At 68.8% G+C, this 16753-nt stretch carries 13 protein-coding genes and 2 tRNA genes; 5 read left to right on the forward strand and 10 right to left on the reverse strand.

The window, feature by feature from the left end:
- Nucleotides 1-53: 53 nt before the first annotated feature.
- Nucleotides 54-230: a hypothetical protein gene (locus U0177_RS24705; RefSeq protein ID WP_409573336.1), complete on the reverse strand. Its 177-nt coding sequence runs from the start codon at nt 228-230 to the stop codon at nt 54-56.
- Nucleotides 231-614: 384 nt separating this feature from the next.
- Between U0177_RS24705 and U0177_RS24710 the strand changes: the two genes are divergently transcribed.
- Nucleotides 615-1424, forward strand: a complete 810-nt coding sequence (locus tag U0177_RS24710; protein ID WP_409573337.1) for an alpha/beta fold hydrolase — start codon at nt 615-617, stop codon at nt 1422-1424.
- Nucleotides 1425-1716: 292 nt separating this feature from the next.
- Here the strand turns inward: U0177_RS24710 and U0177_RS24715 are convergent, their stop codons facing one another.
- Both U0177_RS24715 and U0177_RS24720 read right to left on the reverse strand, forming a co-directional pair.
- Nucleotides 1717-3036: a BCD family MFS transporter gene (locus U0177_RS24715; RefSeq protein ID WP_409573338.1), complete on the reverse strand. Its 1320-nt coding sequence runs from the start codon at nt 3034-3036 to the stop codon at nt 1717-1719.
- Between the two features lie 172 nt (nt 3037-3208).
- A complete protein-coding gene (locus U0177_RS24720) occupies nt 3209-6121 on the reverse strand; it encodes an insulinase family protein (RefSeq protein WP_409573339.1) in 2913 nt (970 codons plus the stop codon).
- A 332-nt stretch (nt 6122-6453) separates the two neighbouring features.
- Between U0177_RS24720 and U0177_RS24725 the strand changes: the two genes are divergently transcribed.
- A complete protein-coding gene (locus U0177_RS24725; RefSeq protein ID WP_409573340.1) occupies nt 6454-7872 on the forward strand; it encodes an amidase in 1419 nt (472 codons plus the stop codon).
- A gap of 38 nt (nt 7873-7910) precedes the next feature.
- Here U0177_RS24725 and nth read toward each other — a convergent pair whose 3' ends face one another.
- From nth to U0177_RS24745, 4 genes are all read right to left on the reverse strand, one after another.
- Nucleotides 7911-8573, reverse strand: a complete 663-nt coding sequence (nth, locus tag U0177_RS24730) for an endonuclease III domain-containing protein (RefSeq protein WP_409573341.1) — start codon at nt 8571-8573, stop codon at nt 7911-7913.
- A 450-nt stretch (nt 8574-9023) separates the two neighbouring features.
- Nucleotides 9024-10334, reverse strand: coding sequence for an adenylosuccinate synthetase (locus U0177_RS24735; RefSeq protein WP_409573342.1), 1311 nt, complete (start codon nt 10332-10334; stop codon nt 9024-9026).
- A 45-nt stretch (nt 10335-10379) separates the two neighbouring features.
- Nucleotides 10380-11372 carry a hypothetical protein gene (locus U0177_RS24740; protein WP_409573343.1) on the reverse strand — a complete coding sequence of 331 codons (993 nt, stop codon included), beginning with the start codon at nt 11370-11372 and terminating at the stop codon, nt 10380-10382.
- A 170-nt stretch (nt 11373-11542) separates the two neighbouring features.
- Complete coding sequence (locus tag U0177_RS24745) at nt 11543-12619, reverse strand: molecular chaperone DnaJ (RefSeq protein WP_409573344.1); 1077 nt, start codon at nt 12617-12619, stop codon at nt 11543-11545.
- Nucleotides 12620-12888: 269 nt separating this feature from the next.
- On the opposite strand from U0177_RS24745, the gene U0177_RS24750 reads away from it, so the two are divergent.
- Together U0177_RS24750 and U0177_RS24755 are read left to right on the forward strand one after the other, a co-directional pair.
- The gene (locus tag U0177_RS24750; protein ID WP_409573345.1) at nt 12889-13542 is read left to right on the forward strand and encodes a CDGSH iron-sulfur domain-containing protein; all 654 of its coding nucleotides are present in this window, start codon (nt 12889-12891) and stop codon (nt 13540-13542) included.
- Between the two features lie 32 nt (nt 13543-13574).
- Entirely contained in the window at nt 13575-13868 is a 294-nt protein-coding gene (locus U0177_RS24755) for a GNAT family N-acetyltransferase (protein ID WP_409573346.1), read from the forward strand.
- Here the strand turns inward: U0177_RS24755 and U0177_RS24760 are convergent.
- From U0177_RS24760 to U0177_RS24770, 3 genes are all read right to left on the reverse strand, one after another.
- Nucleotides 13813-15378 carry a ComEC/Rec2 family competence protein gene (locus U0177_RS24760; protein ID WP_409573347.1) on the reverse strand — a complete coding sequence of 522 codons (1566 nt, stop codon included), beginning with the start codon at nt 15376-15378 and terminating at the stop codon, nt 13813-13815. The two genes, U0177_RS24755 and U0177_RS24760, sit on opposite strands and share 56 nt — an antisense overlap.
- A 160-nt stretch (nt 15379-15538) precedes the next feature.
- Nucleotides 15539-15614, reverse strand: a tRNA-Ala gene (locus tag U0177_RS24765).
- Nucleotides 15615-15624: 10 nt separating this feature from the next.
- Nucleotides 15625-15700 (reverse strand) — tRNA-Ala (locus U0177_RS24770).
- Between the two features lie 176 nt (nt 15701-15876).
- Here U0177_RS24770 and mtnP point away from each other — a divergent pair.
- Nucleotides 15877-16743, forward strand: a complete 867-nt coding sequence (gene mtnP / locus U0177_RS24775; protein ID WP_409573348.1) for an S-methyl-5'-thioadenosine phosphorylase — start codon at nt 15877-15879, stop codon at nt 16741-16743.
- Nucleotides 16744-16753 lie beyond the last annotated feature (10 nt).

Genomic DNA, 16753 nt, shown 5'->3' on the forward strand with positions numbered 1-16753 from the left:
CCCTGGTGGCCGGCGGCTGATCACGACAAGTGCAGCTGTCGGCCGCCGGCCTGCTACTCCTTCGGCTGCTTTTTCCAATCGCCTATTTCGTCGCGGGCCTGCTGGCGCCGCCGATGGTCGCCCCAGCGCTCGCCTTCGGCGCGCTCGGTCGCGAAGCCATTGACTTTCCACGGCTTGCACATCAGGCAGCCGGCGCGGCGATTCTTCGGCCGTTTGCGCTTGTGATGCACGTGGCACCTCCCCGCTTATACCAACTCCGTTTGATTACTTGTGTTTTCTTGTGCGGCGTCCGGCAAAGCCGGGCGCCGCACAAGAAAACGAAATTTCGCGGGTGGCTTTGCCGCCCCCGAACCCCCACCATAATCCAAGCGATCAGCTGAGGGCGCCAACTGCGTAGTTCCAAAGTTATCAAGCGAAGAGCGTATAAGCCCTGCTGCTATAGAAGTAAACGCCGGCGCGCGCCGTTTTGGTGCCTGGCTCAGCGCGCGGCCGGCGCACGCTCGAGCCGGCGGCATGTAGTGGTGGATCAGAGCTTGCTGCTCAAGCGGCTTGAGGTATTCGGCGAGCCATGGCGTTTCACCACAGCAGGCAAGGCTCATACACAAGGAGAGCATATGGCTAAACCAAGCAATACCGGCTACGCCCAGGTGAACGGCCTGGACATGTACTACGAGATCTACGGCAGCGGCGGCGTGCCGCTGGTGCTGCTACACGGCGCCTTCTCGGCGATCGGCAGCTCGTTCGAGCGGCTGCTGCCGGGGCTATCCGCGAAGCGGCAGGTGGTAGCGTTCGAGCTGCAGGGCCACGGGCGCACCGCCGATATCGAGCGGCCCATGAGCCTCGAGGCCATGGCCGATGACGTGGCCGCCGCGATCGGGAAGCTGGGCCTCGGCCAGGCCGACATTTTCGGCTACAGCATGGGCGCCGGTGTGGCGCTGCATACGGCTCTACGGCACCCCAAAGCGGTTCGCAAGCTCGTGCTAGCCTCGGTCACGTACACGCTGGCAGGCCTGCACCCTGGGCTGCTCGAGGGCATGGGTGAAATGAGCCCCGACATGATGATCGGCTCACCGTGGCACGACGAGTACATGCGCCTCGCGCCGAGGCCGGGTGATTTCGCGCGGCTGTTCGCCAAAAAGAGCGAGATGGATCGCGGCACCAAGGACATTCCGGCCGCGGCGATCCGCGCGCTCGGCGCGCCGACACTACTGATCATCGGCGACTCCGACATCATCCAGCCCGAGCATGCCGTCGAGATGTTCCGGCTGCTGGGCGGCGGCGTGGCCGGCGACATGGCGGGGCTGCCCAGATCGCAGCTGGCGATTCTGCCTGGCACCACCCACGTGACGCTGGCGAGCCGCGACGATCTGCTCATCCCAATCGTCGTGCCATTTCTCGACGCGCCGCTAGGGGAAGCGCAATAGACTTCATCGAAAATAGCCGAGCCGGAGCGTCGCACGCCCGCCAAGCGGGATGATCTGGACTTTCCAAGGCCCTCATGCGAGCCTTCGCAGACGAGAGGGGGAAATACGAAACCAGACGGGCTGCCCGACCCGTCTGGTTTCGTGAAGGAGGGAGAAAGGTCGCCCTGTCAAACTCCCCGCACCGCAGCTTGCAAGTTGTTTGACATCGCAGAGGTATTATCGGCCGGCTAGCTAAAGTCTATGTGAGCCAAAGATAAAGCCTAGATGAGAGAAGCGAGCGGCCCGATCGGGCCTATAGATCGACATACCCGGCCAGCTCGATCACGCCAGGCGCCTGCTTTTCGCGGAAGCGCGCGACGCTGATGCGCCTGAGCAGCAGCAGCGACACGCCCAGCGCCAGCGCCTCGATCAGAAACACGGTGACGTATGCGGCGGTGGCGTTGCCGGTGAGCGCCTTGACACTATCGCGCACCACGCCGCTGAGCAGCGTGCCAACCAGGCGCGCCAGCGCGTCGGCCATGCCCCACGCGCCAATAAACGCACCCACCTGGCCGGCCAGCGTCATGTCGAGCATGAGCGAGATGTTGGTAGCGGTTGAGATGCCGCTGCCGAAGCCAAACACGATCAGCGCCACCATCAGCAGCGGCTTAACCCCGGCAATGCCGCTAAGCGCAATCAGCAGCAGGCCGGCCGCCGCCACACCGCCGCCGATCGCCGCCGCGCGCCCCTTGCCGACGCGCCGGGTAAGCGGGCCGGCCAGCAGCAGCGCCACTAGCAGCGCGATGCCCCAGATGCCGGTGTACTCGGTGGTGCGGTTCACCGGCACGCCAAACACATCGGCGGCGTACGGCTCGAGCAGCAGATCCTGGCCCAGCAGCGCCACCAGCAGCAGCACCAGGTACACGAAAAACAGCCGCGCCTGCGCATTCGCGCCAACCACGCGCAGCAGCTGCGCAAACGACTGCCGCTCGCCGGTGTGGGCGGCCGCACCACGGCGCTCGAGGCCCAGCAGCCCGGCCAGGCCCAGCCCGATCGCCACGGCAGAGACGCCGTAGAACACGCGGTACAGCGCGGCCACCCCGGCCGGCCCGAGCGGGTCGGCGGCGTACGGCCGCAGCAGCTGCGCCGCCACGATCGCCGTGATGATCACGCTGGCGATCAGCATGAACCACATCACGCCGACGGTGCGCGCGCGGTGTTCCTCGCCCGCAAGATCGGTGGCGAGCGACAGGTACGACACCGTGGCGAAGTTGAAGCCCATGCCCCACGCGCCGAACGCGAGCAGGCCCAGCGGCAGGCCCAGCCCCAGGCTGCGGTGCATGAGAAACGCCGCCGATGGCGCCAACGCCGCGCCGGCCGCGCACAGCAGCAGCCCAAGCAGAATATACGGCGTGCGCCGAAAGCCAAGCACCGGGTGGCGGTCGGAGTAGCCGCCGATCCACACCTGGATTGGCGAGAACAGGTATGGCAGCGACACCAGCACCGCCACCAGCGTGGCCGCCAGCCCCAGCTCGCTTATCATGATCCGGTTAAGCGTGCTGTTGATCGGCACCAGCGTGATCGCCACGGCGACGTGTATCAGGCCCAATCGTAGAATTTTGGAGAATGGCATGGGCTTGCTTTCTCTGATGTGCAGGGCTTACACGTGGGCCGCGGGCAGCTCTGCCGCCCGCGGCAGCTCTTTTCGGCCGGCCACCGCAGGGCGGCCGGCCGAAAAAGAAAGCATCTTGGAGGGCGCAGCCCTCAGACCAGCTGCCGCAAGGCCGGCGCCTAACGCAGCTGCTTTATAAGACCTTGGTTACGTCAAGCCAGCCGGGCTTGGCGGCGTTCGCGGCGTCGATCGCCGCCTGCGAGCCAAGCACCACCACCAGCCCGCGGTCGGCCACCTGGTCGAGCACATCGGCGAACACCAGGAAATCGGCGGCGGTCGTAGCAAGGATTTCCTCGCGGATGCGCTGGCGGATCTCGTCGGTATCGCCCACCAGGTAGCGCACCATCGAGGTGTAGCCCTTGGCGTCCGGCAGCTGGTAGGTATCCACATCGCCGATCGTCCCGATGATGCTGCGCGTCAGCTCGGATTCGTCGAGGCGCGCCTCGCGCAAGAACGTGCCGGTCTGGTCGTACACATCAAGCGTGGCGGTCAGGTTCGGGTCGCGGTACGACAGAAATGTAAACCCGCCCGAGCGCTGGTCGAACACGCTGAAGCCGCCGTAGGCGCCGCCCTGCACGCGCACCTTTTCCCACAGCCAGGTGGTGCGCAGGTACTTGCCGATCACCGCAGCCGCGCCGTTGGGCTTGTAGCCGAGCTTGTACAGATCGGCGCCCTTGCCGACATAGTTGACCTGCGCGGGGATGGCCAGGCCCTCGAAGCGCGCTCCCTGGTCGATCGCCCAGCGCTCGGCCACGGCCGGCGAGCTTGGCAGCGCGCCGAGGAAGCCCGAAAGCTGCGGCGCGAACTGGTGCCAGCCGGCGGCGTCGGTGGTGACGTTGCAGAGCATGGCGGCGCGATTCACCAGCGTGTCGCGGATCTGCTCGAGCGTGGCCTGTACCGCCGGCCAGTCGGCGTCGACCGCCTGGGCCAGCCGGCGCAGAAAGAACAGGTACGTGACGCCGCCGATCTGCTCGGCGGCCCAATCGGCCTCGTTGAAGTTGGCGCGCAGCCGCGTATTCACCACGGCATGGCCAGCCGGCACGAGCCGGGCCTCGTGCGAAGCCTTTTCTTCGAGCACGATCTGGCGGAAGCGCTCCTGGTTGCTCAGCCGGGCGTCGAGCAGCACGTCGCGCACGATCGCCAGCAGCTCGCCGGCCTTCTCGGGCGTCGCCTTGCCGCGCAGGAACAGCCAGGCCGCCGCGTGCTGCGAGCCGCGCACCACCGAGGTGAGGTGCTGACTCCAGATGCCGCCGGTGGCGCGGCCGATCCGCTGCGAGAGCTGCACGAAGTCGGCGGCGCCAGCGCCCATCTCGAGCAGCGCGCGGCCGAACAGCGTGGTGTAGGGCAGCAGGTCGGCCGGCAGCATGTGCAGATCGAGGCCGACATCGAGGTAGATCACGCCGTTGGTGAACAGGTCGTGGTACAGAATGCGCGCGCCGCCATCGTCCGACACCGCGATCGGGATTTTCTTGTTTTCGCGCGCCAGGTCGGCCAGCGTCAGCGTCGGTATGCTCGCCAGCGCCTCGGGCGTGTCGGGCGTTTCCTGGGCCAGCCTGAGCGTGCGGGCATTCTCGGCCACCGCCGCCAGGTCGGCGTCGCTCATGGCGGCGCGGGCGGCCTCAAGGCGGGCCTGCTCATCCTCGGCGTCGCGGCGGGCCTGGTCGGCGTCGGGTGTGAGCAGCACTGTGGCGCGGTGCGTGTTCTTGAGGAAATACTCGACGATCAGCTGCTCGAAGACGCGCTCGCCGGCCGCAATGCGCGATTTGATCGCGTCGAGCGGCGCCGCGAACGCCAGCGGGGCGAGCGGGTCGCGATCGTAGAGCCAGGTGTTGAGCGCGCGCAGCATCAGCGCGATGCCGCGCGGAAACGAGCCGGTATTATTTTCGCGCAGGCTGAACTCGACCGTATTCATCGCCGCGTCGACGGTTTCAGGGTCGATGCCGTTGCTGGCGAGCTGGGTGAGCGTCTGGAGCACCAGCTGCTCGACGGCGCCGGCGTTGGCGGCGGCAATGCCCTTCAGGCCAGTCGAGAACATCATCTGGCGCAGCGAGTCGATCAGGCCGCCGCCGGCGAGGTCTTCGCCCAGCCCCGAGTCGATCAGCGCGCGGCGCAGCGGCGCGGCCGGCGTGCCGATCAGAATATATGAAAGAATGCCGAGCGCCAGGTCGGTGGCGGTGTCGCTCACCTCGTCGAACATCCAGTTGATCGTGACCATGGCCTTTTTCTCGCCGTCGTCCTGGGTTCCGGCGTAGGAGCGCGTCAGCTGGCGCGGCTCGGCGAAGCGCGGCTGCAGGCCCACGTGCGAGTCGACGGCGCTCGGCTCGAAGTCGCGCAGGTACGCGTCGAGCAGCTTCAGCCGCTGGGCCGGGTCGTCGTCGCCATAGAAAAAGATCCGCGCGTTGGAAGGGTGGTAGAAGCCGCGGTGGAACGCGCTAAACTGCTCGAATGTCAGGTCGGGGATATGGCGCGGGTTGCCGCCCGAATCGACGCCGTAGGTGCTGTCGGGGTACAGCGCCTGCTGCGACTGCTCGGCCAGCACGCTATCGGGCGAGGAGTAGTTGCCCTTCATTTCGTTGAACACCACGCCCTTGAACGTCAGCGGCTCGGCGGGGTCGTTCAGCTCGTAGTGCCAACCCTCTTGCTGGAGCACCTGCGGCGTCAGGCGCGGGTAGAACACCGCGTCGAGGTAGACGTCGATCAGGTTGTAGAAATCTTGCACATTCTGGCTGGCCACCGGGTAGCACGTCTTGTCGGGGTAGGTCATGGCGTTCACGAACGTCTGGAGCGAGCCCTTGATCAGCTCGACGAACGGCTCTTTGACCGGGTATTTGCGCGAGCCGCACAGCACCGAGTGCTCGAGAATATGGGCCACGCCGGTCGAGTCGCTCGGCGGCGTGCGAAAGGTGATGCCAAACACCTTGTTCTCGTCGTCGTTCTCGAGCGAGAGCAGCTCGGCGCCGGTTTTGGCGTGCCGGTACAGCCGCGCCCTGGTGTTCAGCTCGGGGATGTCCTGCTCGCGCAGCAGCTCGAAGCCGTCGGTGGTCATATGCGCCTCCTCATCCTCTGGCCACACGGCGCCGCATGGGCGGCGCCAGCAGCTAGCATGCCGATTACGTATGTCTATATGATGCCGGATGCGATGCCGGCCGCAGGCGATGCTTTATTGTACCAGATCGCAGGCGCGCCGCTTGCCCTGCGCGCGGGCAGCGCCAGGGCTGGGGCAACGTCTTTCAGGCGAACGAGAGCGAGGGCCGATTTAGCACGAGCCATGCGGGTAGCGCGGCGGCGCACAGGCACTACAGCGTGGCGAGCAGAGCATGCTATAGTGGTGCGCGGCGCCGATGCCTTCCGGGCGCCAACCAAGCGAAGGGTTCTGCCATGGACACACACGAGCTGTGCTTTCTGCCCGCCACCGAGCTGGCGGCGATGCTGCGCGCGCGCGCGATCTCGGCGTACGAGCTGATGCAGGCGCACCTGGAGCAGATCGCGCGCATCAACCCGCGCGTGAACGCGATCGTCACGCTCCTGCCCGAGCAGGCGCTAGCCCAGGCGCGCGCCGCCGACACGGCGCTGGCGCGCGGCGAGGCCGCCGGGCCGCTGCACGGGCTGCCGATCGCGCACAAGGACATGGTGCGTACCAGGGGCATCCGCACCACCTTCGGCTCGCCGATCTACCGCGATTTCGTGCCCGACGCCGACGACCTGATCGTCGAGCGGCTGCGCCAGGCCGGCGCGATCGCGATCGGCAAAACCAACGTGCCCGAGTTTGGCGCCGGGTCGCAGACGTTCAACCCGGTGTTCGGCGCCACGCGCAACCCCTACGACGCGAGCAAAACCTGCGGTGGCAGCAGCGGCGGCGCGGCGGTGGCGCTGGCCTGCGGCATGCTGCCGATCGCCGACGGCAGCGATGTCGGCGGCTCGCTGCGCAACCCGGCCAGCTACTGCAATGTGATCGGCCTGCGGCCCTCGGCCGGGCGGGTGCCGAGCTACCCCACCGCCATGGCCTGGGCCACGCTTGGGGTCGACGGGCCAATGGCGCGCACGGCCGGCGACGTGGCGCTGCTGCTGAGCGCCATGGCCGGGCCGGATCCGCGCGCGCCGCTGTCGATCGCCGAGCCGGGCGCGATCTTCACGCGCCCGCTTGATCGCGACTTCCGCGGCGTGCGGGTGGCATGGGGCCACGACCTGGGCGGGCTGCCGATCGACCCGCGCGTCACCGCCGCGCTCGCGCCGGGGCGGGCGGCGCTCGCGGCGCTGGGCTGCGCCGTCGACGATGCCGAGCCCGATTTCAGCGACGCCGACGCGGTGTTCAAGATCCTGCGGGCCTGGGCGTTCGAGAGCGGCCGCGGCGCCGACCTGGCGGCCCACCGGGCGCTGATCAAGGACACGGTGATCTGGAATATCGAGCAGGGCCAGCGCCTGAGCGGCCCGCAGCTGGCCTGGGCCGAGCGCAAGCGCACCGAGCTGTACGGGCGCATGCACGCATTCTTCGAGCGCTACGAGTTTCTGGCGCTGCCAGCAACCCAGCTGCCGCCGTTTGATGTGGATCAGCCCTACCCAACCGCGATCAACGGCGTGGCGATGGAGACGTACATCGACTGGATGCGCTCGTGCTACTACGTCAGCGCCACCGGGCTGCCGGCGATCAGCCTGCCGTGCGGCTTCACGCCCGAGGGCCTGCCGGTGGGGCTGCAGATCGTCGGGCGGCACCGCGACGAGCTTGGGCTGCTGCAGCTCGCGCACGCCTTCGAGCAGGCAACCGGCACGTGGCGCAGGCGGCCGCCGCTGGCGGGGTAGAGGCCGTACGAGCGCGATAGATCGCGCCCGTGCGCCGCTCAGCGGCTGCGCGCGACGCCGACGCGGGCGCACAGGGCCGCGACCGGGCACACGCTGCAGCGCGGCGAGGTCGGGTGGCAAATATTCTGGCCAAGCGTCACCAGCAGGCCATTGATCGCGAGCCAGTACTCGGGTGGCAGCTTCGCCCGCAGCGCCATCTCGGTCGCCTCAGGATCCTTGGTCTGCACGTACCCCCAGCGGTTGCAGATGCGGTGGACGTGCGTGTCGACGCAGATGCCAGGCAAGCCGAAGCCGGCCGTCAGCACCAGGTTGGCGGTCTTGCGGCCGACGCCCGGCAGCGCCAGCAGCGCGTCGAGGTCGGGCGGAACTTGGCCGCCGTGGCGCTCGAGCAGCAGCGCGCACACCTGGCGGATGCTGCGCGCCTTGGTGCGGTAGAAGCCAACCGGGTAGATCAGCTCGGCGATGCGCGCTTCGCTGAGCGCCAGCATAGCTGCGGGCGTGGCGGCCTCGGCGAACAGGCGCGGCGCCACCACGGCGGTGAGTGTGTCTTTGGTGCGCAGGCTGAGGATGGTGGCGATCAGGATGTGAAAGGGCGTCTGGTTGGCCTCGCCCATCGCTTCGATCAGCGGTTGCTCGAAGCGCGGCATCGCCTCGCGCAGGGTCGCCATGGCGGCGCGGATGTCGAAATCGGGCTGCGTCATCGCTATTCCTTGTGGTGCGGTTCCGGCGCTAGTATAGCGCATGTGGCAGCCGGGAGAGCTGCGTGCCTCCGCACCTCGCGGCAGGAGGCCGCCGCCAGCCTCCTGCACCTCCCCGCCGGAGCCTTGCACCGGATCATTTAAATGGATGCCGCCTTATAGCCAGCGCCCTGCGCGTATGCCTCAGGGCAGCCCACGCATTCATTTGTGGTCGCAAAGCTCATTGCTTATGTAATACCAAATTCGGCTGAACACTGGCTGTATGGTGGGGGTTCACGAGGCGGCGAAGCCGCCTCGTGAAATTCTTTGTGTGATGCCCTGCCCGGCTTCGCCAGGCAGGGCATCACACAAAGAAACTGATCAAACGGGGGCGGAGCCACCCGCAAGATCCTGATTTCTCGAAGAGACGTAGCACTGTGGCGGAGGTGCGGGAGGCAGCGCCACCCGCGGACATCATAGCATCCACTGCTTGTGCTCAGCCGACGGCCCATACGAGAGCAGCGCCGCCGGCACGCCAAGCTCGGCGGCTAGCAGCGCCGGCAGCGTCTCGGCGCCCGCGATCGGGCTGAGCAGCGGCCGGGCGCGCAGCAGCAGGCGCGTCAGCGCTTCCTGGTGCCCGAGCGAGGGCGCGCCCGGAGCCAGCGGCAGCTCGCGCACCAGCGCATCGCCGTCGCGGTAGGCCCGGCAGACGAACGCAGCCGGCAGGGCCGCCAGACGGTCGAGGCAGGTCAGCGCCAGGCCGTCGAGCGGGCCGGCGGCCGCCAGGGCATAGCGCAGCAGCACAATGTCGAGCCAGCCCACCCGAAAGCCGCCCTGCCATGCGCCGAAGCGGTTGCGCGCGTCGGGCAGCGCCGCGCCGAGCGCCGGGTCTTCGCTGGGCAGCGGCCCGGCGCCGTGGCGGGTGGCGTAGGCTCGCGTGATCCCCAGGCGCGTCGCCGCGCCGCCGTAGCCGGCCTCGCGTAGCAGCGTGTCGGCGTTCGCCAGGGTGGTGGTGCTCCAGGTGGTATGCGGGTGAAAGCCACGCCATTCGTCGAGCAGCACGCCCTGCGCGCCCTCGAACACCACCACGCCCGGCCGCCGCAGGAGCGCGCGCAGGTGCTCGCCGGGCACCAGCCGCGCCAGCCCGGCCCAGTCCTGGTAGTCGTCGAGCAGCCGCTCGGGCCAGGCCGGGTCGTCGAGCGGCGCGCGCTCGGCCGCCGCGTCAGGCGTATCGGGCAGGCTCAGGCGCGCGAGCTTGGCACGGTTCGCGGCCTGTAGAAAGCGCAGCTTACCATACAGCACATCGCGGTCGGCAAGGTCGCCGGCGAACAGCGCGCGCTCGCCGTGCGCCAGGGCATCGGCCACAGTCTCGCCGACGCCCATGCCGCAGCTGCCATGGCGGGCGTCGCCGCGCGCCAGCTCGCTCAGGCGGTTGGCGGCGCGCGCGAACGGCGTGATCACCAGCGCCCGCGCGTCGACGCTGGCGCGCTCGAAGGGCTCGCCGGCGCCAAGTGCGCGCAGGTGGCGCGCTTCCTCGAGCATGGCCAGCGGCTCGATCAGCATGAACCGCGAGAGGTGCGTGGCCGCGCCGGCCAGCGCGCCGCTGCCGAACTGCGAGAACACGTGCTCGCGGCCGTCGGGCGCGACCACGCGGTGGCCGGCCTGGGCGCCGCCGCTGTAGCGCACAACCGTGTGCGCCTCGTAGCGGCGGGCCAGCAAATCGACCACCGCGCCCTTGCCGGCATCGCCAAAGCCCAGATCGACGGTGAGAAATACATGGTTCATAGCGCCAATCCTCCGCTGGGAGCCTGTGGTCGCTCGGTCGTCGATCTACAGCCGGCCGGTGTCGAGCGTGGCGCCGATGCTGGCTGGCAGCAGGCCGGCTGCGGCGCGCGGCTGCGGGCCGCGCGCCGCCGCGTAGGGCGCCAGCGCGCTCGCGGCGCTTCCGGCCGCGCCAGGGTCGTAGCCGGCCTGCACCAGGTCGTCGGCGCCGCTGCCAAGGTCGCCGACCACGCCCTCGCACAGCCCGATCGCCAGCGCGATCGTCTCGCACACCGCCGCCTCGTCCTCGAGCAGCAGCACGCGCTCGCCCAGCAGCCCCCGCCAGCGCTGCTGCACCTCGGCGCTGCGGCCGTGGGCGGTGTTGGTCGGGATGATGTGGAAGTACTCGTAGCGCTGCTGCACCTCGGCGACCATCCGCTCGGTCGGGATGTCACGCTCGAGCGCGTCGCCGATATGGTCGCTCACCTGCTGGCGGCTCACCACGCCATAGGGCTTCTCGTCGCCGATCGTAAACAGGTAGCCGCGCTGGCCGCGCCGCTCGTAGCAATCGATGCTGGTGTGGCGCGCGAGGAAGTACAGCGCCAGCTCGTACGTCTCGTGCACCTGGCCGCCGCCGCCGCCCTCGAGGTACAGCTTGCTCAGGTCGTCGTCCATCTCCAGCCCCGACTCAAACTGGCCGATCTGCAGCGGCACGCTGTCGCAGTAGGCATCGCCGACCGCGCCGAACAGCACCTGCGGGTGTGCCAGGTAGCCCTTCTGGATCAGCACGCGCATCAGCGCGCCCAGCTTGGTCTGAAGCACGCGCGGCACGCTGCCCATCGACCCGGTCACGTCGAAGGCCACCGCGATCGCCACCGAGTCGGGGTGAGCGGCGCTGTCGCGGCTTTCGCGCGTGGCGCCGTACGGGTTCATGGCCGGGTGCGCCCGCGTCACGCCGCTGGCGCGCACCTGCTGGTCGTAGCTGAATGCGCTCTGGCCGCTGGCCTGGCGCTGGCCCTGCCGCGACTGATACGCGGCGTCGCTCCAATCGGAATAGCCCATGGTGATGCTCCTTCTGCTGGTACTTTACGGGTTTTCGCGCTATGGCCTGCTTCGATGTACGAGAGCGATAGATCGCACCCGCACGGCTTTCAATGAGCTGAAACGCTGGTTTGAACTATGCCCTTGACGCAGAAATTGCCAACCTTATAGAAGCTGTTTCTGGCAGGTTCTTAGCGATACCCGGCGGGCATCGCAAACGGCCTGAACTGCGGCGGGCCATACAGCTGGCCCAGCAGCGCACGAAACTCATCGAACAGCTGCCACGCGTCGGCTATGCGGCGCTGTGGCGCGGCGATCAGGCAGGCGCGCAGCAGCCGCGCGATCGGCCGGGGCACGCGCGGCGGCAGCGCCGGGCCGAATGGGTCGCCGCCCAGCAGGCGCGCCATGCATGCCGCAGCCAGGTAGATGTCGGTAGCGGGCGTTGCCGGCTGGCGCGCTGCCACCTCGGGCGGGTAGTCGGCGGCGTAGGCCGGGCTGCGCAGCCGCAGCGGCTCGCCGATCGGCACGCTAGCGCACCAGCCAACCAGGATGCCGTTGTGGTCGGCCGGGCGCACCAGCACGTGCGCGGGCGTCACCGCGCCGTGCAGCAGGCCGAGGCTATGTGCCGAGCCAAGCGCGGCCAGCACGCGGTTGAACATCCAGGCCGCGTCGGCGGGGTCGAGCCCGGCCGGGTAGGCGCGGATCACCTCGGCCAGCGACACCACGCCCTGCTCGGCGCGCAGCACATTCATCTGGCGGCGCGCGCCGGCCGCGTCGCTCACCAGCAGGTGCTCGATCAGCGTCGGGAAGTGCGCGCGTACGCGCTGGCCGGCCAGCCCGCGCTCGATCTCGCGCAGCGCCCGCGCCTCGGCCTGCAGCAGATCATTGTCGCGGGCGCTGCGCGCGGTCTTCAGCAGCACGCGCTCGCCGCCGCCCTCGGCCGGGAACAGCTCGCACAGCTCGCCGGCCAGCGGCACGGCGTAGCCGGCATACTGGCGCGCGCCGCTGGCGATGCAGATGCGCGGCGCGGCGCCGTACGCCCCGGTGGCCAGCTGGCGCTGGGCCGCAGCGTACCACTCGTGCAGCGCGCGGCAGGCGGCATTGGCCTCGGCCGCGCGCGCGGGGTTGTGGTCGGGGTGCGCCAGCAGCATCAGCGCGCGGTAGCGCTGGCGCAGCGCAGCGGCCTCGGGGGCCGCCAGCGCGCCAAACACTTCGGACGGCGTGGCGGCGCGGCCCAGCAGCTCGAGCAGCTCGTCGAATGACAGCACGACTCTTCCTATCTTCTTGTGACTTGCGCAGTTGACGGGCTCAGCCTTCGGCAGAGCGGTGTCATTTTCCGCGCTTCGCGCGGAAAAACTGCACACAACGCTGCCGCAGGCAAAGCGCCCGATTGAGGGAGCCGAGCAAGGCAACCGCGCAAGCTCAAATAGTGTCATATTTACACTTGAATTATAGTGTCTATAAGGCACTAAGTCAAGTGACAATTTTGTTATTTCGGCTATACTTACAGCGTGCAGTAGAACAGCAGGAGGTAGCGATGGAAAAGCGGACGCGCAGCTACGCGGGCGAGGCGCTCGAGGTGACGTACGATCTGAAGCGGTGCATTCACGCGGCCGAATGCGTACGCGGGCTGCCGGCGGTATTCGACAGCCAGCGCCGGCCGTGGGTGCAGCCCGACGCGGCCGACGCCGATGCGGTGGCGCGCACGATCGAGCGCTGCCCCAGCGGCGCGCTGCACTACGCCCGCCACGACGGCGGCGCAAACGAGGCGCCGGCTGCCGAGGCGAGCATTGTGCCGCAGCTCGACGGGCCGCTGTACCTGCGCGGCGACATCGCGCTGCGCGCGCCCGACGGCACGCTGCTGGCCCACGAGACGCGCGTGGCGCTGTGCCGCTGCGGGCAATCGGCCAACAAGCCGTTCTGCGACGGCTCGCACCACCAGGCGGCCTTCCACGACCCCGGCGCGATCGGCGAGAAGACGCTGCGCCCGGCCGAGCCTGGCGTGCCTGCCACGCTGGTCGTCACGCCCACCGAGAACGGGCCGATCGAGGTGCTCGGCGCGTTCAGCATCTGCGACGCGTCCGGCGAGACGTGCAAGGACGGCGGGCGGGCCTACCTGTGCCGCTGCGGCGCGTCGGCGAACAAACCATTCTGCGACGGCACGCATAGCAAGATCGGCTTTCGCGGGTAGCGGCCGCTGCCGCGCCCATACACGAGGAGCATATGCCAAACGATCTGCCCGAAGTTCAGCATAGCGCGGCCCATAGCCGCTACGAGGTGACGATCGACGGCCAGCGGTCGCTGATTCAGTACCGCATGCGCGGCGACACGATCGTCTTTTTGCACACCGAGGTGCCGCCGGCGCTGGAGGGCCGCGGCATCGCCGGGCATATGGCGCGCTTCGCGCTCGACGACGCACGTGCGCGCGGGCTGAGCGTAATGCCGCAGTGCCCGTTTGTAGCTAGCTACATCCGGCGCCACCCCGAGTACCAGGATCTGGTGCGGGGCGCAGCGTAGCGCCTGGCGCTACGCGCCGTTTGGAAGGCAGGGGGCGCGCATGGCCGATATTCCACAGCCATGCGCCCACCACGATCGCGTAGTAGGCCAGCAGCAGCCACAGCGGGAACGGCGGCAGCTGCAGCGACGCCCAGGGCACGCGCGCGAACCAGCGCGCGCCCTCGGTGAGCCATGCCAGAAACAGGTACGCCGGCAGCGCCAGCCACTGCCCCAGCGCCAGCCGCGCCATGCCGCCCAGCAGCGCCAGCGCGCCAAACAGCATGGCGTAGGGTACCACCGGCAGCAGCGCTACATTCGCCACCGGCGCGATCAGGCTCAGGTTGCCGAACTGGTACAGAATCAACGGCAGCGCCAGGATCTGCGCCGCCAGCGTGGCCGTAAGCGCCTCGCGCGCCCAGTCGAGCCAGCCGGCGCGCAGCGGCGTGCGCAGCAGCAGCCGCTCGGTGCCCTTGCCGAACGCGAACAGCGACGCGGTGGCCAGCGCGCTGAGCTGAAACCCCAGATCCCACAGCGTCTGCGGATCCCACAGCGTCATAGCCCAGCACGCCGCGAACAGCGTCGTCCAGGCGTGCGCCGGCCGCTCGAGCCGCTGCCCTAGCACGACGATCGTACCCATCACGGCGGCGCGGATCACCGTGGGCGTCGCGCCGACAAACAGGGTGTACAGCCAGATGGCTACCAGAATAAACCAGAAGGCGTGGCGCTTTGCCAGGCGCAGGCCGCTGGCTAGGCTATACAGCGCCGCCGCGATAATGCTGATATTCCAGCCTGAAATGACCAGGATATGCGATGTGCCGGTGGCCGAGAAGTCGGCGGTTACGTCGCCGGGGATGCTCGACTGCAGGCCCAGCAGGATGCCGACCGCCAGCGATGCCTGCGGCTCGGGTAGCTCGCGCAGCAGCACGCGCCGCGCCCGGTCGCGCAGGCCGAACAGGCCGCCCCACAGCTGGCTACCCTGGCCTTCGGCCACCAGCCGCACGGCCTGCGGCTCGATCAGGCTGAAGATGTGCTTGCGCGCCAGGTACTGCCGGTAGTCGAACTGGCCGGGGCGCTCGGCCTCGCGCGGGGTGGTGAGCCTGCCCGTCAGGCGCAGCCGGTCGCCGTAGCGCCGCTCGGGGTAGGGCGGCAGCTTGGCCAGCACCAGGCCCGACGCGGCGCGCCAGCGCCCATCGACCAGCGCGCGCTCGGCGGCGATTGTCGCCCGCTGGTCGCCGGCGCCGCGGCGTGGGTCGTCGGCCACCACGCCCTCGATCTGCAGCTCGCTGCGGTCGTTCAGCAGCCAGACGCTCTGCGCCACCGGGTGAACCTGCGCCAGCTCCAGCCGCGCGCCGGCCAGCGCTGCGCAGGCCAGCGCCAGCGCCACCAGCCGCAGACGTGGCGCGCGGCGCGCCAGCGCGCCGAGCAGCAGGCCCGCACACGCCAGCGCCACCAGCAACGCCATGCCAGGCGCGTAAAGGTCGGCGAGCACCAGGCCAATCAGCCAGGCGGCTGCGAGAATAATCAGTGTCATGGCGGCGTCCTGCAGCTACGATGAGTACTCGTAGAGTTAGACCGCCGATCGTTAGGCGAAGGTACGCGCGATCGATCGCGCGAGGGTGCTTTGAGGCTGCGGGGCGCCCGTGTGGAATAAACAACGCCCGCCTGCCGACATGGCAGGCGGGCGTTGAGTTTGGTGGAGCTGAGGAGGATCGAACTCCTGACCTCAACACTGCCAGTGTTGCGCTCTCCCAGCTGAGCTACAGCCCCATTATGTCGATGGTGGAGGTGAGGAGGCTCGAACTCCTGACCTCGACAGTGCGATTGTCGCGCTCTCCCAGCTGAGCTACACCCCCGCCGACACCGCGGCAGTATAGCATGGCAAGGCCGATCTGTCAATTCACGCCGAGCAGCCCGAGCAGCTTGTTTCACCCGCAGCGCTTGACAGCCGCGCGGCTGTGGTACACAATCGGCGCCGTATCTGGCCTTGAAAGACGAACGCGCCCCGCGCAGCGGGCGCAAGGAGCTGTGTATGCCCGAAGCAACCATTGGCGTGATCGGCGGGAGCGGGCTGTATGCCATGCAGGGCCTCGAGCAGGTCGAGCGCATCGAGCTTGATACGCCATTCGGCGCACCTAGCGACGCATATGTGCTCAGCACGATCGCCGGCCGGCGCGTGGCATTCCTGCCGCGCCACGGCGTCGGCCACCGCCTGACGCCCAGCGAGGTGCCTAGCCGCGCGAATATCCACGGCTTCAAGCAGCTTGGCGTGCGCTACCTCGTGTCGGTGAGCGCCGTGGGCAGCCTGCGCGAGCCGCTTGCACCCGGCCATGTGGTGATCCCCGACCAGCTGTACGATAAGACCAAGGGCATCCGCCCGGCTACGTTCTTCGGCGATGGGCTGGTGGCGCACGTGGCCTTCGACAGGCCGTTCGACCGCGCGCTCTCCGATATGCTCGAGCAGGCCGCCGCCCAGGCCGGCGCCACCTGGCACCGCGGCGGCACGCTGGTGGTAATGGAGGGGCCGCAGTTCTCGACGCTGGCCGAGAGCGAAGAACACCGCCGCGCCGGCTTCGCGCTGATCGGCATGACTGCGCTGCCCGAAGCTAAGCTCGCACGCGAGGCCGAGATCGCCTACGCCACGCTCGCGCTCGTTACCGACTACGACTGCTGGCACCCCGACCACGACGCCGTCACCGTCGAGTCGGTGGTGAAGGTGCTGCACGCGAATGCCGCGCTGGCCCAGCAGATCATTCGCAATGTCGTGCCGCTGATCGGCGAGGGCTTCGACAGCCCGGCGCACCACGCGCTTGCCACCGCGCTGATCACCGACCGCGCGGCTATTCCGGCCGCCAAGCGCCAGCAGGTCGATCTGCTGGTGCGTAAGTACCTGGCATAGACGCCCCTGG

This window comes from Kouleothrix sp. (genome assembly GCF_046328425.1).
GTDB lineage: Bacteria > Chloroflexota > Chloroflexia > Chloroflexales > Roseiflexaceae > Kouleothrix.